The organism is Chryseobacterium sp. HMWF035 (assembly GCF_003094695.1).
GTDB classification, from domain to species: domain Bacteria; phylum Bacteroidota; class Bacteroidia; order Flavobacteriales; family Weeksellaceae; genus Chryseobacterium; species Chryseobacterium gambrini.
Genome location: NZ_QEHP01000139.1, coordinates 1 through 25,651, shown reverse-complemented (window position 1 = coordinate 25,651; position 25,651 = coordinate 1). Strand labels below are relative to the sequence as shown.

Sequence of the window (25,651 nt, the reverse complement as noted above, 5' to 3'; positions counted from 1 at the left end):
AAAGCTCTAGAGATAGAGCTTTTCTGTTATTTCATTCACAATGTCTTCCGGAGTTCTGTTGTCTGTAATTATGCTGATCTGTGCTTTATTATAAAAATCATTCCTTTCGAATAAATGCTTGGCTATAAATTCTGCAAGATTTTCATCAGTAATATTTGCAATTAAAGGTCTTTTTTCCTTCTGTTTAGAAAGTCTTTCTGTTAAAGTTGCAACAGAAGCCCTTAAAAAAACACTTTTTGAATTATGGTTGATGATTTCCATATTATTATAGTAAACAGGAGTTCCTCCCCCAAGACTTAAAATTGTATTTTTTTCGGACGCAAGAATTTCTTCCAATGTCTCTCTTTCCAGCTTTCTAAAATAGATTTCTCCCTTTTTATCGAAGATTTCGGGGATTGTCATTTTGTTTCTTTTGGAAATCTCTTTATCAAGATCAATTAATTTAAAATTGAGTTTATCGCTTAATATTTTGGAAATGTGAGATTTGCCACTTCCCATGTATCCGACCAGTGAAATTATCATGAATTTTTTTTAAACAAATTTGCAAAAAAGTTTTGAGATAAAGAAAAAACTCATATCTTTGCACCACTAAAAACGAGGGACATTATCACTGTGTTAATCGTTGATAAAGTGACCGACTCGGTAGCTCAGCTGGTAGAGCAATACACTTTTAATGTATGGGTCCTGGGTTCGAATCCCAGCCGGGTCACAAGCAAAAAAGATTACTGGATTTTTGTAGTTTTTATTGCCTGCGTGGTGAAATTGGTAGACACGCCATCTTGAGGGGGTGGTTTCCTAAGGATGTGCTGGTTCGAGTCCAGTCGCAGGCACAATGCAGAAAATTTGAATAATTAATAGTAAAGTTTAGAATTTTAATTTTATATTTAATCCTATTAATTGTGACGACTCGGTAGCTCAGCTGGTAGAGCAATACACTTTTAATGTATGGGTCCTGGGTTCGAATCCCAGCCGGGTCACAAGTTTACTGAAAAGTAAATTTTTTTCATATTAATATTTTGTGATTTGGTGTTTCAAGGGCTTTCTCAAGAAGCCTTTGATTTTGAAAAATAAATTTTGCAGGAACAAAATAATTTGTATCTTTGCAGCTCTTAAAAAAAGAATATTACTTTTTAAAAAGTAAATTCAAATTAAGTGACCGACTCGGTAGCTCAGCTGGTAGAGCAATACACTTTTAATGTATGGGTCCTGGGTTCGAATCCCAGCCGGGTCACAAGTTTACTGAAAAGTAAATTTTTTTCATATTAATATTTTGTGATTTGGTGTTTCAAAGGCTTCGTAAGAAGCCTTTGATTTTTTATATAATCTACCTTCATTTATAGGCATAGAGTGAAACTAACAAGCGTTGCCTATGAGAGCAACGCTTGTTAGTTTAAGATGATTTTGAATTTGATTGAATTAATCCAGAGGCATATTGTCGATTAGTCTTACTCCATCCACAACAACTACAATAAATGCACGGAATTTTCGGTCTTTGTAAAAAAAGTCTGTTTCTTTCAGTGTTTCTTCATCAGCGATTAGAAAGTATTCCAATTGCATTCCTCTCTGCTGATCAAAAATATCCTGCACTCTGGCTTTGATTTCCGGAACGGTGATGACTCTGAACCAATCGTTTACTTTTTTAAGTGTTTCATAAATAACAGCAGAGGCTACTCTTCGGTTCTCATGAAGTCTCTGGTTTCGGGAGCTTAAAGCAAGTCCGTTCTCTGCTCTGTAAATAGGAACTCCCTTAATATTGATGAGAAGTTTTTTCTTTTCAGCCATTTTTTTGATAATTGCCAGTTGCTGGAAGTCTTTTTCTCCGAAATAAGCATTATCGGGCTTTACCTGACTGAAAAGTTCTTCTACAACCGTTCCTACACCGTCAAAATGCCCCGGTCGGGATTTTCCTTCCATTTCATTTTCCAGTCCGTCAAAATCATAATGCTTGCTTTCTGTTTTTTCAGGATAAATATCTGTAACTTCAGGAATGTAAACAGCATCTACCAGACCGGATTTTTCAAGGATGGAAATATCTCTGTTGATATCTCGGGGATACTTTTCGAGGTCTTCCCGATTGTTAAACTGGGTAGGATTAACAAAAATTGATGATATCACCAGATCATTTTCTTCTCTGGCTGCTTTATATAGTGATAAATGTCCGTCATGAAGGGCTCCCATGGTAGGTGCAAAACCTATCTTTTTGCCCATTTCTTTCTGTCTTTCAATGAAATCCTGAAGAACTTTTTTACTTTTTAGAACTTCCATAGTTTATTTTAATAGTAATTCAAAAATACTAAAAATATCATATAATTATGACACATGAAGTCCTAGTTTTAATAATTTTAGAAAGGGAATTATCGTAAAAAAATGTTAATTAAAATAATAATGAATGTTTTTTCGTAATTTTGCACATTAAAGCATTTTTACAAAAATTAGATAGAAATTTATGCCGAATCAAAAAATACTGTACATTACTACAGAGATGTATCCATATCAGGAAGATACAAATATGGCTGCAGTGGTAAACAAAATGGCACTTAAGATGCACCAAGAAGGCAATGATGTAAGAGTTTTTATGCCAAGATTTGGACAAATAAGTGAAAGAAAATTCCAGCTTCATGAGGTGATCCGCCTTTCAGGAATGAATATTATTATTAATGATCTGGATCAGCCTCTTATTATTAAAGTAGCGTCTCTTCCGGGGGAAAGACTTCAGGTTTACTTTATTGATAACGAAGAGTATTTCAAAAGAAAACAATATTATTTTGATGATGAAGGACAGCCTTTTGAGGATAATGATGAAAGAGCAATATTTTTTGCCAGAGGAGTAATTGAAACCATTAAGAAACTGAATTGGGTTCCGGATGTTATTCATCTGAACGGATGGATGGCTTCTTTTGTTCCGATTTATCTGAAAACCTATTACGAAACAGATACTTATTTCAAGGATGCCAAAATCGTTCTTTCATTATACAATGAGAAAGATGCATCTTTAGCTTCCAATATCGACGAAAAACTGAAGTTTGATAATATTTCAGGATTAAAAGCGTTAGATAATCCGAGTGTAAAATCTTTTGTGATCGAAAGCATGAACTACGTAGATATGGTTGTAAAAGGAGATGAATTTTTAGATGAAGACTTAGATAAAGCTTTCAACGAAAGTTCTACTCCCAAATCGGAATATCTTGACGTAGATTCTATAAATCAAATTTATTAAAAAACACATTTTTAATGATTCATACTATTAAAAAAGCAATCACCGTTTTTTCTATGGTGGTTTTCGGAAGTGCATTACTTTATAATTGTGAGCCGGATGCAGATACATTGGGTGAGCAATTATTCTTAGATGGTGCTGCACAGGGAAATGAAAAATCTTTTGATGTTACTGCATTCAATATAAACAATAATGATAGTATCCGAAGTGATGCCTCAAAATTAACTTATGCTGTCTTAGGTGCTTTCAGTGAAGGGCAATTCGGAATGCAAAAAGCTTCTTATCTAACGCAGCTTAGACTCTCAACATACGATCCTGATTTTGGAACAAATGCAGTAGTCGATTCTGTAGTTTTGGTTATGAAACCAAGATATGCTACTGACAGTGTTACAACCAATACAGTGGATGACAGCTATACTTACACTACAGCCGCTGACGGGAGTGTTAATGCTAAAAAAGTAGTAAATACATATCCTGTTTTAAAATTTGGGAAGGCGAAAAAAACATTTAATTTAAGAGTTCATGAAGTAAATACATTCTTAAAAGGTGTTTCTGATAGTGCCAAATCTAATCAGACTTTTGATATTGGTTCAGATTTGGGATCAAAGCAGTTTAAAGGATATGTGAGTTCTGTTGCTATTACCAAAGATGATGGCGGAGCAGCTTTATTTACTGCATCAACTCCAGGAATCAGAATTCCGTTGGATAAAAATTTTTTCCAAAGTAGAATTATAGCTAAGAAAGATCAGCCTGAACTTCAGGATGCTTCAAATTTCATAAGATACTTTAAGGGCCTTAGAATTTCTGTTGACGAACAGGATGGATATTTATTCCAGTTCTCACCAAACGACATGGAACTTATCATGTACTATAAGTATGATAAAACAGAAAATGGGACTACTACAAGACCGCAGACAACATATTCATTTGCATTAGGTTCTGCCAATACACATATTGGGCAATATCAATATGACAGAACTGGTTCTGCATGGGCATCGGCTACAATTGGAAATCAAAGTAATGGTGCTCCGAAATTATTTTTACAGGGAATGGGAGGTCCATCAATAGGTATTAAAATTCCAGATGAAACTATTAATCAGCTTAAGCAATTGTATCAAAACGACAAAGCGGCTATAATTAGTGCTAAAGTGAGAATATATACAGATCCTACAGATTGGAACAATAATTTGGCTAAGCCAAGAGAACTTACGATTGTGCAAAAATATAAAGACCTCAGTTCATCTACCCCAGATAAAACTATAACAGCTTTTACTTCTGATATACTAAATTTAGCAGGTTCTAACAATTATAGTATTTATAAGATTTTTGATTATGATAAAAATCCTACATATTATGATTTTATAGTTACCAAATCGGTTAAAGATTTTGTAGAAACTTCAGCAGATAATACTACAAAATATTTTAGAATTGATATGGGGTCCTTCCAGACTAATTCTGATGGAACCAGTTTAGCAGGATATAAATTCACTACAACACCATATAATACATACAGAGCTGTTTTTGTGGGATCGCAGGCAGGAAATCCGAACAGGGTTCAGTTAAAAGTAATTTACGGTACAAAATAATTTAAAATACACTTGATAAAAATATGTGCGGAATCGTTGGATATACAGGTTTTCAGGACGCTTACGATATTGTAATTAACGGTCTTAGAAGATTAGAATACAGAGGGTACGATAGTGCCGGAATTGTTCTTGAAAATGCGGAGAATAAACTTGAAGTTGAGAAAACAAAAGGTAAGGTAGATGATTTGGTAAATATTTCCAGTCAGTTAAAAGGAGTTGCAAAAATTGGTATGGGACATACACGTTGGGCTACACATGGTGTTCCCAGCGACAGAAATTCTCATCCACATTTATCCAATAACGGAAAAATAGCACTTGTTCATAATGGGATCATTGAAAATTATGATACGATTAAAACGATGCTTACTGAAAAAGGATTTACATTTAAATCTGAAACAGATACGGAAGTTTTAGTAAATCTAGTACAGTATTTTATGGATTTAAATACTGAAATGGATTTTCCTACCGCAGTAAGATATGCCCTTAATGAAGTATATGGAGCATATGCGATTACAGTAATGCATGAAGATTTTCCGGGTGTTTTAGTTGTAGGAAGATTAGGATCTCCTTTGGCAATAGGAATTGGAGATAAAGAATATTTTATCGCTTCAGATGCATCTCCGTTCGTAGAATTTACGAAAGAGGCTATTTATCTTGAAGAAGGTCACATGGCAACGATTTCTCTTGAAAATGGAGTAGACATCAGAACCATCAGTGAGAACTCTAAAATTGAACCGGAAATTCAGGAGCTTAAATTAAGTCTAGAGCAGATTGAAAAAGGAGGTTATGAACATTTCATGCTAAAAGAAATTTTCGAACAGCCTAAATCCGTTCATGATACGATGAGAGGAAGACTTATTGTAGATGAAGGAGTTATAAAAATGGCAGGAATCTGGGATCATATCGAGAAATTTAAAAATGCCAATAGAATCATTATTATTGCTTGCGGAACTTCTTGGCACGCAGGACTTATTGGAGAATATCTAATTGAAGAATATGCAAGAATTCCTGTTGAAGTAGAATATGCTTCTGAATTCAGATACAGAAATCCGATTATTACAGATAAAGATGTTGTTATTGCTATTTCTCAGTCAGGAGAGACTGCAGATACCATGGCAGCTTTAAAATTGGCTAAAGAAAGAGGAGCATTTATTTATGGTATTTGTAATGTCGTAGATTCATCTATTGCAAGAATTACAGACGCTGGATCTTACACGCATGCTGGTCCTGAAATCGGAGTAGCTTCTACAAAAGCATTTACCGCACAGTTAACCATTCTCTCTTTAATAGCTCTGAAATTAGGAAAACATAATGGAAATTTAGGAAATGCTGAATTCATGAGCTTAATTGCTGAACTGGATGCCATTCCTAAAAAAATAGAAGATGTTTTGGGAACGACTCACGAGTTGGTACAAAATATCGCGAAGGACTTTGTAAGTGCAACAAATTTCTTATATTTAGGAAGAGGATACAACTATCCTGCAGCACTTGAAGGTGCTTTAAAATTAAAAGAAATCTCTTATATTCATGCTGAAGGATACCCTGCTGCAGAAATGAAGCACGGTCCTATTGCTTTAATTGATGAAAATATGCCTATTGTTATCATTGCTCCTAAAAAAGGACATTATGATAAAATTGTAAGCAACGTTCAGGAAATTAAAGCAAGAAAAGGAAAAATTATTGCTGTTGTAAATAAAGGAGACACGCAGGTAAGTGCGATGGCAGATTACGTTATTGAAATTCCGGAAACATCAGAATGTTTCTCTCCAATCGTTGCATCAGTGCCTCTACAGTTGTTGGCATACTATATTGCAGTGTATCGCGGAGCTAACGTAGACCAGCCTAGAAACCTTGCGAAATCTGTAACGGTAGAATAAAAATTACTTGTAAATAAAATAAATTTAGATTTCTTCCGTTATTTCAAAAAAAATCTTAAAAGTTTCTTAAAAAAATTATATATTTACGGCTTAATTATAAAAATTAACATGAAAAGGATATTTCTTTTATTATTGTCTGCGTCGGTAGCATCGGTATCTTGTTCAGGTGGGGGAGCCTCTTCAGTGGGTAAACCGGGAACAAAAGGAGAATTGATACCTAGAGAAAAAACAAAATCATTTGTTGCAGAAAGACCTTACGGAATGGTAGCTATTCCTGCAGGATCGTTTGTTGCAGGATTAACTGATCAGGATTTCACAAACAGTCCTGAAAAGGCTCCGGCAAAAACTGTTACTGTTTCTTCTTTCTTCATGGATGAAGCAGAAACTACTAATGCGGAATACAGGGTATTTATCAATTATGTAAGAGATTCTATCGCAAGAACTTTACTTGCTGAAGCTGCCGGAGAAGGTGGTGAAGGTAAAGGTAAAGGAACAAGCATCGGAGATTATGCATACCTTGCTCAGAAAGAAGAGAATTTAACACCATATCAGGAATATTTAGAAGGACAAGGCGGTGGAAACGAAGGAAACTACGATCCAACGAAAAAAATCGACTGGAAAGTTCCTTTGCACTGGAGTACATCTAAATATCCGGATGTAGAATATGCGGAAGTTTTAGAATCTATGTATTTACCAGCTTCTTCAAGAATCGGTAATGAAAGAATCCTTGACGTTAGTAAATTGAAGTATACTTACAGATGGGGAGATATGGATGTAGCAATGGCTGAAAAAGAAAGAGGGGTAAACTATCTTAGAAGCGAAAGCATTGCCATTTATCCGGACACTACTGTTTGGGTAAAAGATTTCCATTTTGCTTATAACGAGCCTTTGTTTGAGCAGTATTTCTGGCACAAAGCTTACAAAGATTATCCTGTAGTTGGGGTAACCTGGGATCAGGCAAGAGCATACTGTAACTTCAGATCTAAATTGAAATCTGATTATAACGAAAGCTTAAAAAGAAGAAAACAAAGACCATTGCAGTTCAGGCTGCCTACGGAAATCGAGTGGGAATATGCTGCAAGAGGAGGAATGCAAAATGCTACTTATCCTTGGGGAGGTCCTTACTTAATGGACGACAGAGGTTGCTACTTGGCAAACTTCAAACCGAAGAGAGGTAACTATATGGAAGACGACAAAAAAGGTACTTATACATATACAGCTCCAGTTAAGAAATTTAAGAAAAATGGATTTGGGTTATTTGATATGGCTGGAAACGTTTCTGAATGGACATCATCTGATTACAACAACTCTTCATACGGATTCTCATCTACTTTAAATCCTTCTACGAAAGATTTGGCAGATACTAAGAAATCTATCAGAGGAGGATCTTGGAAAGATGTAGGATATATGCTTATGAACGGTGCAAGAGACTGGGAAAGAAAAGACTCTGCAAGAAGTTATATCGGATTCAGAACTGTACAGGATATTCCTGAAGCTGCTGTTAAACCAAGAAAAGTTAACAGATAATTCAATCACCATTATTTTTCGATAAATTTTATTTAACATTAAAAAAAACTAACTTATATGTTTAAGACTAAAGATGCTTGGATGAATTTCTTCTATTCATTCGGTGCTGCAATTGTAATTCTTGGAGCTTGGCTTAAAATTACTCACATTACCTTGGGACCAATTAACGGAAACATGGCCCTTACAGTGGGACTTATTACGGAAGCTATCATCTTCATCATTTTCGCTTTCGACCCGCCAAAATCTGAGGAGTCTTATGCTTGGGAAAACGTTTATCCTGAATTATTAGATAAACACGCAAACCCAAATCCATTACACTCAAATGTATCTAAAAGCAACTCTGCTCAATTTGCTGAATTAGAAAACTCTCTTTCTACCAAATTAGACAAAATGCTTCAGGATGCTAAACTTGATGTTCAGTTATTTGAAAGATTAAGAACAGGAATCGATAAATTTTCAAGCTCAGTAGATCAGATCAACCAAACTGTTGATGTTTCTGCTTCTACTCATAAATATAACGAGCAGTTAAATAAAGCAGCGCAGCACATGGAAAGCATGAATGCTTTATATGCAATGCAAATGGAAAGCACTAAAAAACAATCTGAGTTTACTAACAAATATGTTGCAGATATGCAGAAATCTGCTGAACAATCAGAAAAATTCAATCAGGAACTACAAGGTTTAACTTCAAACTTAAACAATCTAAACAGAGTTTATGGTGGTATGCTAACTGCTATGAAGTCTTAATTTCCCAAACCATTTTTAAATTAACTACTTAATCAAAAAACAAAGAAAAGAGAATGGCAGCAGGAAAACAGACACCTCGTCAGAAGATGATCAACCTGATGTATTTGGTGTTCATCGCTATGATGGCCCTAAATATTGATGCGGAAATCATCAGGTCATATTATGACTCTACTAAAGCTCTTAATGAAACAAGAACTTTAACTGAAAGAAAAAACGAAAAGATTTTTGAAAAAACTCTTGAAGCTAAAGCTCAGCAGGTTCCGGATACTTATGCGCAGCCATGGGCTCAGTATCAGGTTCTTAGAGATAAGATCAATGTTTTGGTAAAATCTGCTCAGGAAATTAAAGATGTTCTTAAGAAGAAATCAGAGTTTCACGATAAAGATGCACAGGGAAAAGATGTTGATGTAAGTGAAAACTTTGCGGCGCTTAATAATAATGAAGCTACAACTGAATATTTTTTCAGAGAAGGAGATGAAAACACACCGTCAAAAGGTGCATTGGAATTAAAAGCAAAAATTGATGATGTAAGAAATTACATTAACGCTACTTTCGGAAACAATCCGCAATTGAAGGATTTGGTTGAAAGAGCTAATAAATCTTTAATTGCCGAATATCCAAAAGGAAAATCTCCAAATGACAAAACTTGGTTCCAAAACAAGTTTTATCATCAGCCGCTAATTGCTGCAATTTCTAACTTAGAAATTATTCAGAATGATGCAAGAAACGTTCAGTCTGATGCATTGGCATTAATGCTACAGGAAAAAGTGGATGCAAGTATTAAATTTACTAGCTATGAAGCTATTGTTTCTGCGCCTGTAGATGTAATTGCAGGAAAACCGGCTGAAGCAGTTGTAATGTTAGGAAACTATTCTAATAGTAATAAAATTACTATGAGTTCTGGTATAAAAGTAGAAAATGGAAAAGGAACAGCTTCACTTAATACAAGTGGTATTGGACCAAAAACATTTAGCGGAAATATTACATTAACAGATGCGACTGGAAAAGCTCAAAACTTCCCTTTCACACATACTTATAATGTAATCGCAGGACCACAGGAAGTTAAGCTTCAAAAAGGTTTATTGCTTTCTGCTGATAAAATGAATGTGATGTACAGAAACTTAGATAACCCTGTTTCAGGATCTATCTTAGGAGCTGACAATGCTAAACTTTCATTATCTGCTCCGGGAGCTACTGTTAAGAGTACAGGACCAGGTAAGTGGGATGTTAGACCAGGTGCAGGAAGTATTCTTAAAATCACATTATCTGGAACGGATCCTTATGGAAAATCAATTTCTCAGGTATTCGAATACAGAATTAAAAATGTACCGCCGCCACAAGGACAAATCAGAGGTAAGAATATTCTTACATTACCAGCAAGTTCTGTTGAAAATCAGCAACTTCAGGCTGTTATTCCAGATTTTGATTTCCCTGTATCATTTAACGTGACTTCGTTCATGGTAAGAGTTCCGGGTAGAGCATCAATGCAGGTTCAGGGTAATTCATTACAAGGAGCAGCGGGAATGTTCAGAAACTTAAGACCTGGAGATGGCGTTTATATCTTTGATATTAAAGCAACAGCTACTGGATTAGGAAATACAATAGTTCCGAATATTTCACCGGTATTAATTAATGTTCAATAACAAATAATTATGAAAAAATATATTAGCAGTCTTTTAGTAGTAGTTTCGGGATTGATGTTTTCCCAAACTATTCTGAATGCTTCTTCTCCTGAAGAATTCAGAAAAATGAGAGCTGAGAACAAAATGAAAGTTGGAGATACTCTTATTGACAAAAAAGTAAAACCTTTAGAATACGGATTTGTTGAGGATAAAGATATCTTAAAGAGCATGTTTGTTTGGGAAGTTATAGATATGAATGACAAAATCAATCAGCCTTTCTATTATAACAACCCTGATGGTTTATTAGCTACACAAACAAAATCTCTGTATAAATTATTGTTAGACGGTGCTTTAAATGGAGACATTAAAGAAGTTTATGACGATGAGAATTTCGTTCAGAGACTTACTCCTGAACAAATCAAGACAAGATTGGTTGACGTAAGAGTTGATGATGAAGCGATTAATATCTTAAATAGTGGACGTCAGCTAACCGAGCAGGAGAAAAAAGAGCTTACTGACGTTTATGAAACTACAACTGAAAAGGTTAAAGTTTTAAAAATCTTCGGTATGTGGTTTATCGATAAAAGAGATGGACAATTGAAGTACAGACCTTTAGGAATTGCTGCAATGGGACCAGATCCAAAATTAATTGGTAGAACGACTCCGGATGGACAGCCTTTACCGGGAGCTAATGATTTAATTGATCTTTTTTGGGTTTATTATCCTAATGCAAGAGATATTTTAGCGAATAATTTCGTTTTCAACAGAAAAAATTCATCTGCTGACTTATCTTTTGATGATTTAATTAACGCAAGAAGATTCTCTTCTGTTATCTTCAAATCTTCAACAGGACTAGGTGATGGAGTTATCAAAGACTATATTCCAAGAGATGCTGAAGATCAGATTGACGAAAGCGACAGAATTAAGGCGCAGATCCTTCAAATGGAAAATGATATGTGGAATTACTAAGATTTCACTTGATAATTATAGAAAACCTGAGTATTTTTACTCAGGTTTTTTTATTATGAAGAATGTAGATTATATTATCGTTGGAGACGGATATGCGGGACTTTTTTTTGCACATCAGTTAATTAGAAACAACAGGTCTTTTGTCATGTTTTCGGAAAGACAGAAGAGTGCTTCGCAGGTTTCTGCGGGAATCATTAATCCTGTTGTCCTTAAAAAGTTCACCACTTTCTGGAAAGCACAGGAACAGATCGATTTTCTTAAAAATACTTTAAAAGAAATTGAGTATTATACAGGAGAAAACTATCTTATAGATGCACCTATCCACAGAATTTTTCATGATGAAAATGAACAGACACTTTGGCTGAAAAAATCAGACAATGATGATCTTTCTCAATTTTTAGATAAAAATTTTGATCATTTAAAAGTGGTAAAAAACGATTTTCTTTCAGGAAAGGTTAATCAGTCTGCAAGATTAAATGTTAATGGATTTTTTACGGGTTTATTTGATTTTTTAGAAAAAAATGAAAAATTAATCGCTGAAAAATTTATTTATTCTGATTTAGATGCAGAAAGATCAACATATAAAAATTTTACGTTCAAAAATATTTTATTTTGTGAAGGAATGGGAGTGAAGCATAATCCTTTTTTTTCCGATATTCCCGTAAACCCCAATAAAGGTCATCATATCAAAGTAGAGCTTTCAGAAAAAATTCCTGAAAATATTACTATCAAGAAAAAGCATTTTCTTTTTCCGGTAAATGATCAGTTGTATTTTTACGGCGGTACTTATGACAGAGAGCAGCTGCATCAGGAAATTGACGAATCTGCCGTTGAACAGCTTAAAAAAGGGCTGATGGAATTTTATCCTCATCCTTTTGAAATTAAAGACATCAATTTTGGATTCAGACCAACCGTAAAAGACAGAAGACCGATTATCGGAAGACATTCTGACCATCACAATTTTTATGTTTTCAATGGTTTAGGAGCCAGAGGGATTCTGAACGGCTGTTATTTTTCCAAAAGTTTATATGATTTTATTGAAGAGGGCATTCCGTTGCATGAGGAAATTTCTTTAGAGCGGTTCAAAAATAAAAATTAAGGCTGAAACTCATAAAAGTTCAGCCTTAATCGCTAACAAATAATATATTTTTAGTTCACTGCCGTAGCATAAATTGTATTTTCTGCCCATCCTCCGGCAAATGCGTCCAGATAGATTGGAGTAGATGAAATTCCGCCTTCTGTACTTCCGGCAATATATCGGTACGTTTTTGTTCCCGAAGATGTATTATGGATAAGAATAGTTCCTGTAGCAGTATCATAAGTTCCCGGTCCGGTAACTTTAAAACTCATTAAGGCAGGAGACTTTACATCGGGAGACCTGTTTCCGGCCTGTCCGATTGTAGTAAGATTTTCTTCAGAAAAGGTGCTTCTTACAAATAGCCAGTCATTAGGAGACAGAGATCCGCCCGCAGGTTTTACAAGCTGGCTCACTGTTATCATCCATTTTCCGGGAGGTAACTGAATGGTGGCTCCTGTGTATCTGTATTCGCTGAATTTTATAAAAGGAAGATTATAGCCTCCGTTAGATCCTGAACCTATAATAACCTGTGTGGAAGGAGATACCCAAGTGGCAACTCCATTGGCATCTGAAGTGAGAACTTTTCCTGCTCCCTGTGTACCATCTGCAATTTTTAATGCTCCTTTTGAAGCCGAACGAACATCCAAAACGGTAGAAGGAGAAGTTGTTCCTATTCCTACTTTTCCGGTTTTATTCAAAGTCATAAGCGGATCTCCATCCGGTTTAGCTCCGGAAAAAAGCTGTAGAACATCCTGCGCATTTCCCAATCCATAAAAATCGTCTCCTGCGGGACTGTTCCATAACGCCAGCTTTTTGCCATTTCCGCCTCCTAAATCCAGTTTGTTTTGTGGAGTAGTGGTTCCTATTCCGATTCTGTTATTGGCTGCGTCTACAGAAAAGGTACTTCCGTCCACAGAGAAGGAATGAACGGATGAACCTGAGAATGCCAAAGTATTGGCTCCCTGACTTACCAATCTGTTTCCGGAAAGAGTTCCGTTGGAATTATAGATATTTGAATCTTTATCAACGGTAATCAGCTTTAACCAGACCACACCTGTAAAGTAATAGTATCCCACACTATCAATATTAACCGCTGTACCGGATAATGAACCTGTGGAAATATTGTTTACAAATATTAATGTGGAAACCGGTACATTTTTCATGCTTTGGGCTCTTTGTCTGTCGACACGGGGAACGAGTAATCCGTCGACAGCGGCAGAAGTACCGGTGGCGTTTTTGGCATTTACGTCTAAGGTAGAATTCGGCTGAGCGGTATTAATACCTACTTGTGAGAAAGCCGTAACAGATGAAATAATACATAAACATGCCAGAATTGTTTTTTTCATTTTTAGTGTATTTAGAATCTTTGTTTTTGTTTCGATTAAAAACAGGAAGCAAATATTTAAAGTGGGATGAACTTTATAATATTTACTTTCCTGAACACACATTCACTATCTATTTGCTATAAATTCAGTGAACTATATAATCCTTATTATGTCAAAAATTTAAATGTGAAAATCAATTATTGTGATATGATATTCATAGATAATTTGTGATGCGATTAACGGGGCAAAACTATAGCCAATATTGAAAAAAACAGATACTGCAAATCTACTTTAATTTGTTAATGAGCTGATATTGAGTATTTTATTTTTTTGTTTTGAGTAGTTTTTCAGTAGAGGATAAATCACGGAATTATTAGAGTTATCATGATGATGAAATGAAAAATCCTTAACGAATTAAGGATTTTATTATATTTTATGCTAAAGTTCCATCATCCATTTATTGAGATCAACATCTGAAGGAAGACCTAATTTTTTTCGGAGCCTGTATTTTCTGGATTCTATCGTTCGGATCGAAATATTTTTATACGTTGCAATAGTTTTTGTAGAGAGATTTAATCTGAGAAAACAACTGAACCTGATATCGTTGGGAGAAAGATGAGGATATCTCGTGATTAATGTCTCATAAAACTCGGGATAGACTTCTTTGAATTTCATCAGAAAGAACGGATCATTTGTACTGGCAAGTTTGGTAAGTTCGTCCAGAGAATTATTCAGCTTACTTTTCAGTTTGTCTGTTTCCTGCAATGTTTCCGTGATGATGGCTTCCTTTTCTTTTTGCTTTCGGATGTATCGCTGTCTCAGCCCGAATATAACCGCTAATGCCAACATAATGATGATGGTAATAAGAATGTAAAGCTGAATTCTGTCTTTTCTTTCATTTCTCTTTTCACGGTCGATAATCTTTTTTACAGGGATTACCAAAGCTTCCCTTTCTGCATCATCAATGCTGTCTTTTATTTTGATGTATTTTTCAAGATATTCGCTCTTTTTAGAAATGTCACCAAGCTTTTCATACACTTCCGAAACAAATTTGTTGATGTTTTTTTCGTCATTTTTTCTGGAAAGCTTTTGGGCAATAACCAGAGATTTATTAAAAAAATCTAAAGCTTTATCATAATCCTTTTTTAAAAAATACAGTTTTCCGAAAGCATAAAACGTCATCGATTTTTGGTAAAGACTATACTGATCGGATATTTTTAATGCCTTATTTAAATAATATTCTGCAGAATCCGGCTTTTTCAGACTTAGAAATCTTTCTGCTGTGTATACATAAGTAAGAGGCTGTACAACAAGTTTTTTCCGGTCCTTTTGTAAGGCATCCGCAGAATCCTGAAGGTGCAATTCTTCAAAATTGGCAATTTTCCAGGTGTAGTAATAGAAAAGAAGTTTTTCTCTTTGCTTTTTCTGTTGAATTTTTTTAGCGTAAAATATCGCCTTATTTAGATTTGAATTAGATTGATTCAATAACCCGAGAGAAGCATAATTTCTTCCATACTCCCCAAACAGCTTTCCTAAAAGCAAAGGATTTTTTGTTTTTTCTGAAAGATTTTCTGAGGTTTCTAAATACTGCAGACTTACTTTGTAATCATTTAAATACCAGTAAAGTCCGCCAAGATTAATATTGGCGTTAATCACTCCCTCAGTATCTGAATTTCTGGTATAGGCTTTTAAAGCATTTTTATTCAGAATGATACTTTTATTAATATTTCCTTCAACACGAAGCTGATCTGTAATACTGTCAAGAACTGATATTGAATGATTCTGAGCATAGCTTTGAATTCCTAATAACAAAAAGACAATACATACAATATAATCCCGGATGTGATGAAACACCATAATTTATGTTTTATAAAGCAAATTACGATAATTATTATAAATTGAGAAAATCATTATCTTTTTAAAAAGAATTACTGAATAAAATTCCTAAAAAATAAGTTTATGATGAATTTAGGGAAAATTTTAAAATTATTTTAACAATTGCCATAATTTTTGCTATATCTTAATCAAATAGCAGCTATGAATGAAAATGTTTTAGGAATAATCGCCGGTCTTCTTACTTCTGGATCAATGATTCCTCAATTGGTAAAAGTGATTAAAGAAAAAAATGCCGATGATCTTTCTTCGGGAATGCTTATTGTACTTATCTCGGGAGTTTCTCTCTGGATCTGGTACGGCTTTCTGAAAGATGAACTTCCCATCATCCTTACCAATGCATTTTCGGTAGTTGTAAACGTTACATTGCTTATTTGCTGCCTCATCTATAAAAACAAATAACCTAAAAAACAAACACTTCCGTCATCAGGAAGTGTTCTTATCTATACTAATCTTTATAATTACTTTAAAGTAAATTTTGCCAAAGGCGCCATTCTGGCTTTGTTAAGAGTTAAAGTATTTCCGTTTACAGAATAATTATCAGCAGAAAGCAGCGCTTGCGTAAATGCACGTTCCGTTTCCAGATCATCACAGGCAATCATAGTAGACATACCCTGGTTGAATTTAATGCGCATGACTTCTGGCTTTATTTCAAAAGTACCGCCTACACCGTTGCAGCCGCCATGACCTTCATATCTCATTGTCGAAGTATTCAGCATAAAATGGGGTACAGCCTTAGGATTTTTAAGCTGAATAGGTTTACCGTTGAGTTCAGTAAGTTTCCATGTTTTTCCGGTGATATCAGAATTATTTTCAGAAGGAGCCGTTGCGGAAGGCTTAGACATGCATGAAGCCGCAAAAGCCATAAAGAGTAGTGCACAAAAATAAGTGATTAATTTTTTCATAATTTTAAAATTTCGTGATTAATAAGAAGCCATTTTAGTATTGGATGAAGAAGCTTTGCTTTTCTTGTGATGGAACAATACCATATTGTAATCTTTCTTCAGGAAAGTAATCTCACCACGCACATCAGAATATTGATAGTTTGCGTCTCCCGCTGTAAACTCGGGAAGTTCATCGCTTTTTTTAAGCTCATAAGATTTGCCGTTCAGATGCACCACAACAGTGTGTTGGGTTTCATTAAAACTTACCTCCAGCTGTTCTCCGGATTCATCTGTATAAACTTCTTTGGTAATTTTATCAGGTTCCTGTTTTACGGCAGCATTGTTCTCAGGTTCCACAATTTCCTCTTTTACCTGATTCTTACATGCTGTTATGGTGAAGACCACTATAGCTGTTAATGTAATAATCCGCAATAATTTTTTCATAATAAGATGTGATTTTTAAGTGATTCATTAATGTAATGATGCTTAAAATTACAATTTTTTATGATAATAATATGTTAAATTTTTATAAATTAATTAAAACTAAATGCTTTTTTACCGTTATTAAAATATTTTATGTTAAATAAGATAAAGTAAGCCCGTCTTTGAATAAATAAATAACACTCATTTTAAAAGTAAAAAAGAGACATTCCGGGAACGTCTCTTGAAAATCAAATATGTGTTTCTAGAATCCTATGGCGCTTTTATCTGGTCAATAGTGAAAAATGCTTTCGTCGTATTACAGGTTCCTGAAGGACAGTTTGTACTGTTTCCTGCATTTCCGGGAGTAGAAGATCCCATCATGTAATACATTTTATAAAATGTTTTATCGGCTCCGTCGTTCGTGGTCCATGAGTACAAACGCTGTTCCGGCATACCTCCTGCATAGGTTTCGGGATCGCCCCAATAAGGATTGGTAGATGCGGTTTGGATTCTTGCTCCTGTGGTGGCGTCAATAAGAGACGCACTTGAAGTTGCATTATCTCCTGCCCATGCACCCACAGGAAGTCTTAGCTGGTTTTGCTGATAGCCACCTGCTCCTCCCCAAAGATAATGTCCGTTGGAGATAATTTCCACTACTCCGGTAGTGTTGTTTCTTATTTGCAGATTTACCTGCGAGAAATTTGTATTTGTAGGAATAAATGTTCTTACCGAAAATCTTCCGTCCGGTGTCGTGATGGAAAGAGCATATCCGGCTCTTCCGTTATCCGATGTTGCAACAAGCGGTCCCATTACGGCAATACTTTCCACATTGGCAAGAGACTGTGTCGAGCCGCTTCCTGAAGATGAAGTGTTAAAAACCCTCCACTCAGATCCATTCCAGAAATAATATCCGGGAGTAATTGTTGGTCCCGTATTATAAATTAAAAGACCAGCGGCATTAGGCGCTGTTCCGATCTGCATGGTAGCAGAAGTAAGACTTATTCTGGGACCGAGAATCCCTTTGTTCGTTGAATTCACATCTAAAGCTGCAGAAGCATCGGGAGATGTTGTATTAATACCAACTTGCGCAAAAGAAAAAATAGAAGCAAGAAGGAAGCCTGAAATAAAGATTTTGTTTTTCATGTTATAATGTTAATGTCAGTTTTTATCAGATAAAAAATATGAGAGTTTTCGGTGGTATTTTGTTGTAAAAATAATAAATATTCTTTTATTGTGATAAATAATTTAATATAAATGTTATTATATTTTATTTTTATCAATAATATGGGAATTTTACAATAATTTAACATTGTTCTGGGCGGATTGTATGACGTAGAAATCGTATTAACGAACTTCACAAATGGTAGATAAAATTTTTTATGATGTTAATTATTTGGTAATCAATTTTTTTATCCCTTTTAAGATAGGTGTGCTTTTGTATAATTAAACAAATTCAGCGAATTTAAAGAAGTGTTAAATATTGTTAATGTAAACAAGTTGTCACACAATTGCCTTGAAATATAACAAAACTAAAGTCTACATTTGTGCCTTGAAATCATGAGAAACTATATCGTATATTTTTTGACCACTCTTTTTCTGCTTTTTGTAGTAGAAAGTAAGATCAATGTCAAAACTTTACGAAACGATTACACCCACACTTCTCATAATTTACCCAAAAAAGCAAACCGTTTAAACCAGACCTACGAAAAGCTTTCTATGCAGCAGGCTTCGGATGATGTAAGCAATGCATACACGCTCGAACTTGCAGAAGACGATTTCCAGTTGTCCGATACCTTTCAGGCAATGGTGGCTTTCGCCAGTGTTTTCACCTTGGTCTATATTTTTGGTTTAAAAAGTTTCAAAAGACTAAAATCAGCGATCCATAGCTGTATATCAGAATATTCTTCTGTTAAAAAATTCATTCTGATTCGTTCTATCAGAATTTAAAATCCACATTTTCAAACCCGTTTTCTGCCGATTAGCTATTCGGTGGGAAAATCCTGCGTTGTAATTGCCGGCAATCAATTATTCCGTCGATCCTCTTATTGTCATTTTCATATTTAAAACATTAACGATTTACATAAACTCTAGAATTATGATTAAAAGAGTTGTCGCAAGCATTGCGCTAAGCAGTATTTTATTGTTCACAGGTTGTAACAAGAAAAAAGAAGAAAAAGAAGAAGCCGCTGTTTATCCGGTAACCTCACCCGTTGTGATGGATACTGTGATTGATAAAGAATATGTAGCGCAGATCAGATCTGTAAAGAACATCGAAGTTCGTGCACAGGAAAAAGGTTTTCTTGAGAAAATCTTTGTAGATGAGGGACAGTTTGTTCGTCAGGGACAAACCTTATTCAGAATTATGCCGAAATTATATCAGGCAGAATTACTGAAAGCTCAGGCAGAAGTTGCTCAGGCAACAATTGAGTTGAAAAATGCAAGTACATTGGCCAGCAACAACATTGTTTCCAAAAACGAAAGAGCGATGGCAAAAGCTAAGCTGGATGCAGCCAATGCTGAAGCAAAACTGGCACAGATTCACCTGTCTTTTACAGATATTAAAGCTCCGTTTTCAGGAATTATCGACAGAATTCCTTTAAAACTGGGAAGTCTGGTAGATGAAGGAGATTTATTAACCTCTCTTTCCGATAACAACGATATTTACACGTACTTCAACGTTTCGGAGCCGGAATATCTTAACTATCAGAGAAATGTAGCTTCAAGAGGAAGCAATATGGTGGATCTTGTTATGGCAAACGGAGATGTTTTTCCACAGAAAGGACAGGTTCAGACCATTGAAGGGGAATTCGACAGTGAGACAGGAAATATCGCTTTCAGAGCTAAATTCCCGAATCCGGATAAACTTCTGAGAAACGGAGAAACCGGAAAAGTAAGAATGACGTTACCATTGAAAAACGCTTTGATCATTCCTCAGAAAGCTACCTACGAAATTCAGGATCAGAAATATGTTTTCGTGGTAGACAAGAACGGAGTGGCAAAATCTAAAAATATAAAGATCGCTTATGAGCTTCCTGATGTATACGTTGTGGCTTCAGGACTTTCAACCGGAGATAAAATCTTATTGGAAGGAGTTCAGAAAGTAAAAGACGATCAGAAAGTTCAGACAAAAGTTCAGGATCCGAAAAAAGTTCTTCAGTCATTAAAATTAAAAGCAGAGTAGAATACGATAATCGATACGTGATCGTGATTATGCAAAAACTTCATAATCATCATTTATCATTCATCATTAATAATTCATCATTATTTTATGTTTAAGAAATTTATTCGCAGACCTGTTCTGTCTATCGTAATCTCTTTGATTATCGTATTTATGGGAGTTTTATCCCTTGTAAAATTACCGGTTACCCAGTTTCCGTCCATTTCTCCGCCCAAAGTAAACATTACGGCGGATTATCCCGGAGCCAACAATGAATTGTTGATTAAATCCGTTGTTATTCCTTTAGAAAGAGGTCTGAATGGGGTTCCCGGAATGAAATATATGACTTCCGATGCCGGAAACGACGGGGAAGCTTCCATTCAGGTGGTTTTCGATTTGGGAACCGATCCGAATGTAGCAGCAGTAAACGTACAGAACCGTGTTTCTTCGGTGGTTAATAAACTTCCGCCATTGGTTGTTCGTGAAGGGGTGAAAATTACCCGTGAAGAACCCAATATGTTGATGTACATTAACCTGTACAGTGATGATCCGAAAGCTGACCAGAAATTCCTTTTCAACTATGCAGACATCAATGTAATGTCTGAATTGAGAAGAGTAAGTGGTGTAGGTTTCGCAGATATATTGGGAACAAGAGAATATGCGATGCGTATCTGGCTGAAACCGGACAGATTAACGGCTTACAGCATTTCAGCAGATGAAGTAATGGAATCCCTGAATCAGCAGAGTTTAGAAGCTTCTCCGGGAAAAACAGGGGAAAGTTCAGGGAAGAGATCGCAGTCATTTGAATATATTTTAAAATATCCGGGACGTTTTAATAACGAAAAGGATTACGGAAATATCATTCTTAAAGCAAAACCGGACGGAGAATTCATCAGACTGAAAGATGTTGCCGATATAGAATTCGGATCGTCCATGTATGATATTTATTCTACCTTAAACGGAAAGCCTTCTGCGGCAATCACGGTAAAACAATCGTATGGTTCCAACGCAAGTGACGTTATCAAGAATGTAAAATCTTTGATGGAAGAATTGCAGAAAACCACTTTCCCGAAAGGAATGCATTACGACATCAGTTATGACGTATCAAAATTCCTTGATGCTTCTATTGAAAAAGTAGTTCATACGCTTTTTGAAGCCTTTATTTTGGTGGCAATCGTTGTATTCCTATTCTTGGGAGACTGGCGTTCAACCTTAATTCCTGCTTTGGCAGTTCCTGTATCATTAGTAGGTACTTTCGCAGTCATGTCCGCCTTCGGAATTACCTTAAACATGATCTCTCTCTTTGCGCTTGTTATGGCAATCGGGGTCGTGGTGGATGATGCGATTGTGGTTATTGAAGCCGTTCACGCCAAGATGGAGGAGAAGCATTTATCTCCGCTAAAAGCGACTGAAGAAGCAATGCACGAAATCAGCGGGGCAATTATCGCAATTACTCTGGTAATGGCATCCGTATTTATTCCGATTGCCTTCATGTCCGGTCCGGTTGGAGTTTTCTACCGTCAGTTTTCCATCACCATGGCTTCTGCAATTATTCTTTCAGGGGTTGTTGCTTTAACATTAACGCCGGCTTTATGTGCTTTAATTTTAAAAAATAACCACGGAAAAGCCAAAAGAAGAACTCCCATTACTATTTTCCTTGATAAATTCAACGGATTATTTACAAAAGGAGCTAACAAATATGAAGGAATGCTAAACAAAACGGTGAAGAAAAAAACAATCACTTTACCATTACTATTAGCTTTCTGTGCCTGTACATTCTTTTTAAGCAATTCATTGCCTTCAGGATTTATTCCTGCGGAAGATCAGGGAATGATTTATGCCATTATTCAGACTCCTCCGGGTTCTACACTGGAAAGAACCAACCAGATTGCCAAAGAACTATTAAGAGAATCTGAAGATATAGATGGAGTACAGTCTGTTTCTTCACTGGCAGGTTACGAAATCCTTACCGAAGGTACGGGTTCCAACTCCGGTACTTGTCTTATTAATCTTAAAAGCTGGGAAGACCGTAAAGAATCTGCCGCGGAAATCATAGAAAAGCTTGAAGAAAAAGCGAAGAATATTCCCGGTGCAAATATAGAATTCTTCCAGCCGCCTTCCATTCCGGGATACGGTGCAGCAGGTGGTTTCGAGCTTCGTCTGCTCGATAAAGCGGGAAGCGGAGATTATCAAAAAATGGAAAAGGTAAGTAACGACTTCGTTAGAGAACTGAAAAAACGTCCGGAACTGGGTTCTGCGTTTACGTTCTATTCCGCGAGTTTCCCTCAGTATATGTTGAGAGTGGATAATGATCTTGCCGAGCAAAAAGGAGTGACGATTGAAAATGCAATGGATAATTTATCCACATTAATCGGTTCAAACTATGAAACCAGTTTCATCCGTTTCGACAGACCTTATAAAGTAATCGTTCAGGCGGGCCCTCAATATCGTGCGTTACCGAGTGATCTTTTGAAATTATATGTAAAAAATGATAAGGAGCAAATGGTTCCGTATTCAGACTTTATGCATCTGGAAAAAGTGTACGGTCTTTCCGAAATTACCAGACATAATATGTACAATTCTGCCGAGGTGAGTGGTACTCCGGCTCCGGGGTACAGTTCCGGACAGGCGATTGCAGCCATTAAAGAAGTTGCGGATAAAACCCTTCCGAGAGGTTTTGGGATCGATTGGGCAGGTATTTCTAAGGACGAGGTAAGCCGTGGAAACGAAGCGATTTTCATTTTCTTAGTCTGCTTAGGATTTGTTTATCTGATTCTTTCCGCACAGTACGAAAGTTTCATTCTTCCGTTACCGGTAATTCTATCGTTACCGACAGGTATTTTCGGAGCTTTCTTATGTCTGAAATTATTAGGACTGGAGAATAATATTTACGCTCAGGTGGCAATGGTGATGCTGATTGGTCTTTTGGGTAAAAATGCCGTACTGATTGTAGAATTTGCCGTACAGAAAAAAGCCGAAGAAGGAATTCCTGTAGCGCAGGCTGCCATTGAAGGAGCTGCAATCCGTTTCCGCCCGATTCTGATGACCTCATTTGCATTCATCGCAGGTTTAATTCCATTGGTTCTGGCAACGGGACCGGGAGCGATTGGTAACCGTACCATCGGTACCGCTGCAGCAGGAGGAATGCTGATCGGAACTATTTTCGGACTGATGATTATTCCTGGATTGTATTACATCTTTGGAACAATCGCAGAAAAATCGAAACTGGCAAAATATGAAGAGGAAAATCCTTTAACAGAACAAACAGAACCGTACCAACACGACGACAAACATGAAGATTTATAATAAAAGATATATAGCTGCCATTGCCTTATCGCTTGTTTTAGCAGGCTGTAAGGCGCCCATGGCGACCGTGGTAAAAGATGAGGTGAAAGAAAATATTCCTCAGAATTTTAATCAGCAGGATCAGGGTGATGCCAATAATAACAGCGGAACAACCCCTTGGAGACAGTTTTTTACAGATCCTAATTTAGTAGCCTTAATAGAAACTGCTTTAAAAAATAATCAGGAGTTAATGATTACTTTGCAGGAAATTGAAATTGCAAAAAGCGGTGTCTTGGCGAAAAAAGGAAGATTAACACCTACTGTTTCCGCAGGAATCGGAGCGGGTGTGAAAAAAGCAGGACGCTACACCAGCGAAGGAGCAGGTGATGCCACCACAGAAATAGAACCCGGAAAAGAAATGCCGGATCCGCTTGGAAATTTTGAGGGTGGACTGATGGCAAACTGGGAAGTGGATATCTGGAAAAAGCTGAGAACGGAGAAAGAATCTGCAGTAGCACATTATCTTTCTACCGTGGAAGGGAAGAATTTCGTTCTTTCGAACTTAATTGAGGAAGTTGCTGATAATTATTATGAATTATTGGCTCTGGATAATCAGTTGGATATCATTCAGCAGTACACAAAACTGCAGCAGAGAGCTTTGGAAATATCAAAAATTCAGAAGGAAGCTGCAGCAGCCACGGAACTGGCGGTAAAAAAATTCGAGGCGGAACTGGCAAAATCTAAGGCTTCGGAATTTACCATCCGTCAGGAAATTACTGAAAAAGAAAACGAAATCAATGCGCTTTGCGGACGTTTTCCACAGCCGATTGTAAGATCAAAAGGAGATTTCATGTCGATGATTCCTCAGACGGTTTATACGGGAATTCCGTCACAGTTACTGGCAAACCGTCCCGACATTAAACAGGCTGAGCTGGAGTTAAAATCATCAAAACTGGATGTGGAAGCTGCCAGAAAAGAGTTTTATCCTAGCCTTGAAATTTCTGCAACATTAGGACTGGAAGCTTTTAAACCATCTTATCTGGTAAAATTGCCGGAATCTATGGCAGCAAGTCTGGTGGGTGAACTGGCAGGTCCGTTGATTAATAAAAGTGCCATTAAAGCGAACTTTCAGACGGCGGATGCAAGACAGATTCAGGCGTTGTACGAATATGATAAAACCATTCTGAATGCGTATCTGGATGTTGCCAATTTAATGTCTAAAGTGAAAAACATCGATCAGTATTACAAACTGAAGTCTGAAGAAACACATGCTTTGGAAAAATCAATAGATATTGCTAACCAGTTATTTAAAAATTCAAGAGCCGATTATCTGGAAGTTCTTCTGAACCAGAGAGATGCTTTGGATGCCAAAATGGAACTGGTGGAAGCTAAACAAAAACAGCTGAGTACAGTTGTTGATATTTACAAAAGCTTAGGCGGAGGCTGGAAGTGATTTGTAAATCCTTAATGTTTTAAAAAGAAAAGAGGCTGCCCGTAAGGAACAGTCTCTTTTCGATTAAAACTGAAAACTTTAATAAAAAGGTTCATATTTCAGAACCTCCTTCCCAATTTACCTGTAGGATACAGGACTAATTTATTTCTTCACGGTTATTATCATTTTAAAAAAAATGGTTATTAGCTTTTTTGAAAATTAAATTTTAAAAAACCAGCCTTCCAAAAAAGTAATTTCTCCTGTTAAGGAAGGTGGTGAGATTTATGAATAGAATCATGTTTTTATTAGCTTTTCAAAATTTATCTGCATGTGCTTTTTTAGGGCTTCTTTTCTATTCAATGATTATAAAACGGCTTAAATTAATTTTTGTCTGTTGTTTTGATTTCCGGTTTCGAAATTATAACGTTATGGTGAAATAAAAAAACAAATGCGGTCATTATTCATAAATTAAGACAGCTTAATATTATGATTTTTATTGTTTAATTGTTTGATTTTCAATTGATATATTTGTAAAGTAGAAATAATTCTATACCACATTTTAATTCCATATTCTTTGATAAAAAATGATCTATTTTCTGTACTTTTGACGGAGTTTACACATAGGATTATTT

20 protein-coding genes and 4 tRNA genes are annotated in these 25,651 nt (G+C 36.0%); 17 read left to right on the top strand and 7 right to left on the bottom strand.

Annotated elements, in window-relative coordinates:
* Positions 1-6: 6 nt before the first annotated feature.
* Positions 7-522, bottom strand: coding sequence for a shikimate kinase (locus tag DD829_RS21040; RefSeq protein WP_076392687.1), 516 nt, complete (start codon positions 520-522; stop codon positions 7-9).
* Positions 523-636: 114 nt separating this feature from the next.
* On the opposite strand from DD829_RS21040, the gene DD829_RS21035 reads away from it, so the two are divergent.
* The 4 genes from DD829_RS21035 to DD829_RS21020 all read left to right on the top strand — a co-directional run bounded on the left by DD829_RS21035 (position 637) and on the right by DD829_RS21020 (position 1,231).
* A tRNA-Lys gene (locus DD829_RS21035) sits at positions 637-709 on the top strand.
* Between the two features lie 38 nt (positions 710-747).
* Positions 748-830: transfer RNA gene (locus DD829_RS21030), tRNA-Leu, on the top strand.
* A gap of 74 nt (positions 831-904) precedes the next feature.
* Positions 905-977 (top strand) — tRNA-Lys (locus tag DD829_RS21025).
* Positions 978-1,158: 181 nt separating this feature from the next.
* A tRNA-Lys gene (locus tag DD829_RS21020) sits at positions 1,159-1,231 on the top strand.
* 185 nt (positions 1,232-1,416) lie between these two features.
* Here DD829_RS21020 and panC read toward each other — a convergent pair.
* Positions 1,417-2,265 (bottom strand): pantoate--beta-alanine ligase, encoded by an 849-nt coding sequence (gene panC / locus DD829_RS21015; protein ID WP_116548121.1) that lies wholly within the window; start codon positions 2,263-2,265, stop codon positions 1,417-1,419.
* Positions 2,266-2,446: 181 nt separating this feature from the next.
* Here panC and DD829_RS21010 point away from each other — a divergent pair, with 181 nt between their 5' ends.
* The 8 genes from DD829_RS21010 (at position 2,447) to DD829_RS20975 (ending at position 12,641) form a co-directional block, all read left to right on the top strand.
* Positions 2,447-3,217 (top strand): glycogen/starch synthase, encoded by a 771-nt coding sequence (locus DD829_RS21010; RefSeq protein ID WP_087711716.1) that lies wholly within the window; start codon positions 2,447-2,449, stop codon positions 3,215-3,217.
* Positions 3,218-3,231: 14 nt separating this feature from the next.
* The gene (locus DD829_RS21005; RefSeq protein WP_108408849.1) at positions 3,232-4,800 is read left to right on the top strand and encodes a DUF4270 domain-containing protein; all 1,569 of its coding nucleotides are present in this window, start codon (positions 3,232-3,234) and stop codon (positions 4,798-4,800) included.
* Positions 4,801-4,823: 23 nt separating this feature from the next.
* Complete coding sequence (gene glmS / locus DD829_RS21000) at positions 4,824-6,677, top strand: glutamine--fructose-6-phosphate transaminase (isomerizing) (RefSeq protein ID WP_108408848.1); 1,854 nt, start codon at positions 4,824-4,826, stop codon at positions 6,675-6,677.
* A gap of 108 nt (positions 6,678-6,785) precedes the next feature.
* Complete coding sequence (gene gldK / locus DD829_RS20995; RefSeq protein WP_076392676.1) at positions 6,786-8,204, top strand: gliding motility lipoprotein GldK; 1,419 nt, start codon at positions 6,786-6,788, stop codon at positions 8,202-8,204.
* Between the two features lie 57 nt (positions 8,205-8,261).
* Positions 8,262-8,951 (top strand): gliding motility protein GldL, encoded by a 690-nt coding sequence (gldL, locus tag DD829_RS20990; protein ID WP_076392674.1) that lies wholly within the window; start codon positions 8,262-8,264, stop codon positions 8,949-8,951.
* A 53-nt stretch (positions 8,952-9,004) separates the two neighbouring features.
* Positions 9,005-10,594: a GldM family protein gene (locus DD829_RS20985; RefSeq protein WP_108410343.1), complete on the top strand. Its 1,590-nt coding sequence runs from the start codon at positions 9,005-9,007 to the stop codon at positions 10,592-10,594.
* 9 nt (positions 10,595-10,603) lie between these two features.
* On the top strand, positions 10,604-11,542 hold the full coding sequence (gldN, locus tag DD829_RS20980) for a gliding motility protein GldN (protein WP_108410342.1): 939 nt from the start codon (positions 10,604-10,606) through the stop codon (positions 11,540-11,542).
* 55 nt (positions 11,543-11,597) lie between these two features.
* Positions 11,598-12,641, top strand: coding sequence for an NAD(P)/FAD-dependent oxidoreductase (locus tag DD829_RS20975; RefSeq protein WP_116548120.1), 1,044 nt, complete (start codon positions 11,598-11,600; stop codon positions 12,639-12,641).
* 50 nt (positions 12,642-12,691) lie between these two features.
* Here DD829_RS20975 and DD829_RS20970 read toward each other — a convergent pair whose 3' ends face one another.
* Both DD829_RS20970 and DD829_RS20965 read right to left on the bottom strand, forming a co-directional pair.
* Positions 12,692-13,966 (bottom strand): hypothetical protein, encoded by a 1,275-nt coding sequence (locus DD829_RS20970; protein ID WP_123906951.1) that lies wholly within the window; start codon positions 13,964-13,966, stop codon positions 12,692-12,694.
* Positions 13,967-14,383: 417 nt separating this feature from the next.
* Entirely contained in the window at positions 14,384-15,802 is a 1,419-nt protein-coding gene (locus DD829_RS20965; RefSeq protein WP_116548119.1) for a LuxR C-terminal-related transcriptional regulator, read from the bottom strand.
* A gap of 180 nt (positions 15,803-15,982) precedes the next feature.
* Here DD829_RS20965 and DD829_RS20960 point away from each other — a divergent pair, with 180 nt between their 5' ends.
* Entirely contained in the window at positions 15,983-16,240 is a 258-nt protein-coding gene (locus DD829_RS20960) for a SemiSWEET transporter (RefSeq protein ID WP_116548118.1), read from the top strand.
* A gap of 59 nt (positions 16,241-16,299) precedes the next feature.
* Here the strand turns inward: DD829_RS20960 and DD829_RS20955 are convergent, their stop codons facing one another.
* From DD829_RS20955 to DD829_RS20945, 3 genes are all read right to left on the bottom strand, one after another.
* Positions 16,300-16,743, bottom strand: coding sequence for an META domain-containing protein (locus DD829_RS20955; protein ID WP_108411335.1), 444 nt, complete (start codon positions 16,741-16,743; stop codon positions 16,300-16,302).
* An 18-nt stretch (positions 16,744-16,761) separates the two neighbouring features.
* Complete coding sequence (locus tag DD829_RS20950; protein ID WP_108411334.1) at positions 16,762-17,166, bottom strand: hypothetical protein; 405 nt, start codon at positions 17,164-17,166, stop codon at positions 16,762-16,764.
* A gap of 249 nt (positions 17,167-17,415) precedes the next feature.
* The gene (locus tag DD829_RS20945) at positions 17,416-18,288 is read right to left on the bottom strand and encodes a hypothetical protein (protein WP_108410182.1); all 873 of its coding nucleotides are present in this window, start codon (positions 18,286-18,288) and stop codon (positions 17,416-17,418) included.
* Between the two features lie 414 nt (positions 18,289-18,702).
* Between DD829_RS20945 and DD829_RS20940 the strand changes: the two genes are divergently transcribed.
* From DD829_RS20940 to DD829_RS20925, 4 genes are all read left to right on the top strand, one after another.
* Positions 18,703-19,092: a hypothetical protein gene (locus DD829_RS20940; RefSeq protein WP_108411055.1), complete on the top strand. Its 390-nt coding sequence runs from the start codon at positions 18,703-18,705 to the stop codon at positions 19,090-19,092.
* Positions 19,093-19,240: 148 nt separating this feature from the next.
* The gene (locus DD829_RS20935; RefSeq protein ID WP_175608810.1) at positions 19,241-20,326 is read left to right on the top strand and encodes an efflux RND transporter periplasmic adaptor subunit; all 1,086 of its coding nucleotides are present in this window, start codon (positions 19,241-19,243) and stop codon (positions 20,324-20,326) included.
* 87 nt (positions 20,327-20,413) lie between these two features.
* Complete coding sequence (locus DD829_RS20930) at positions 20,414-23,608, top strand: efflux RND transporter permease subunit (protein ID WP_076392652.1); 3,195 nt, start codon at positions 20,414-20,416, stop codon at positions 23,606-23,608.
* Positions 23,595-25,040 carry a TolC family protein gene (locus tag DD829_RS20925; RefSeq protein WP_108409201.1) on the top strand — a complete coding sequence of 482 codons (1,446 nt, stop codon included), beginning with the start codon at positions 23,595-23,597 and terminating at the stop codon, positions 25,038-25,040. Before DD829_RS20930 ends, DD829_RS20925 begins: the two co-directional genes overlap by 14 nt.
* The last annotated feature ends 611 nt before the right edge of the window (positions 25,041-25,651 follow it).

Bases quoted from the DNA above. Each gene is read 5' to 3' on its own strand.
- DD829_RS21040 (WP_076392687.1), bottom strand. From the start codon at position 522: ATGATAATTTCACTGGTCGGATACATGGGAAGTGGCAAATCTCACATT.
- panC (WP_116548121.1), bottom strand. From the start codon at position 2,265: ATGGAAGTTCTAAAAAGTAAAAAAGTTCTTCAGGATTTCATTGAAAGA.
- DD829_RS21010 (WP_087711716.1), top strand. From the start codon at position 2,447: ATGCCGAATCAAAAAATACTGTACATTACTACAGAGATGTATCCATAT.
- DD829_RS21005 (WP_108408849.1), top strand. From the start codon at position 3,232: ATGATTCATACTATTAAAAAAGCAATCACCGTTTTTTCTATGGTGGTT.
- glmS (WP_108408848.1), top strand. From the start codon at position 4,824: ATGTGCGGAATCGTTGGATATACAGGTTTTCAGGACGCTTACGATATT.
- gldK (WP_076392676.1), top strand. From the start codon at position 6,786: ATGAAAAGGATATTTCTTTTATTATTGTCTGCGTCGGTAGCATCGGTA.
- gldL (WP_076392674.1), top strand. From the start codon at position 8,262: ATGTTTAAGACTAAAGATGCTTGGATGAATTTCTTCTATTCATTCGGT.
- DD829_RS20985 (WP_108410343.1), top strand. From the start codon at position 9,005: ATGGCAGCAGGAAAACAGACACCTCGTCAGAAGATGATCAACCTGATG.
- gldN (WP_108410342.1), top strand. From the start codon at position 10,604: ATGAAAAAATATATTAGCAGTCTTTTAGTAGTAGTTTCGGGATTGATG.
- DD829_RS20975 (WP_116548120.1), top strand. From the start codon at position 11,598: ATGAAGAATGTAGATTATATTATCGTTGGAGACGGATATGCGGGACTT.
- DD829_RS20970 (WP_123906951.1), bottom strand. From the start codon at position 13,966: ATGAAAAAAACAATTCTGGCATGTTTATGTATTATTTCATCTGTTACG.
- DD829_RS20965 (WP_116548119.1), bottom strand. From the start codon at position 15,802: ATGGTGTTTCATCACATCCGGGATTATATTGTATGTATTGTCTTTTTG.
- DD829_RS20960 (WP_116548118.1), top strand. From the start codon at position 15,983: ATGAATGAAAATGTTTTAGGAATAATCGCCGGTCTTCTTACTTCTGGA.
- DD829_RS20955 (WP_108411335.1), bottom strand. From the start codon at position 16,743: ATGAAAAAATTAATCACTTATTTTTGTGCACTACTCTTTATGGCTTTT.
- DD829_RS20950 (WP_108411334.1), bottom strand. From the start codon at position 17,166: ATGAAAAAATTATTGCGGATTATTACATTAACAGCTATAGTGGTCTTC.
- DD829_RS20945 (WP_108410182.1), bottom strand. From the start codon at position 18,288: ATGAAAAACAAAATCTTTATTTCAGGCTTCCTTCTTGCTTCTATTTTT.
- DD829_RS20940 (WP_108411055.1), top strand. From the start codon at position 18,703: ATGAGAAACTATATCGTATATTTTTTGACCACTCTTTTTCTGCTTTTT.
- DD829_RS20935 (WP_175608810.1), top strand. From the start codon at position 19,241: ATGATTAAAAGAGTTGTCGCAAGCATTGCGCTAAGCAGTATTTTATTG.
- DD829_RS20930 (WP_076392652.1), top strand. From the start codon at position 20,414: ATGTTTAAGAAATTTATTCGCAGACCTGTTCTGTCTATCGTAATCTCT.
- DD829_RS20925 (WP_108409201.1), top strand. From the start codon at position 23,595: ATGAAGATTTATAATAAAAGATATATAGCTGCCATTGCCTTATCGCTT.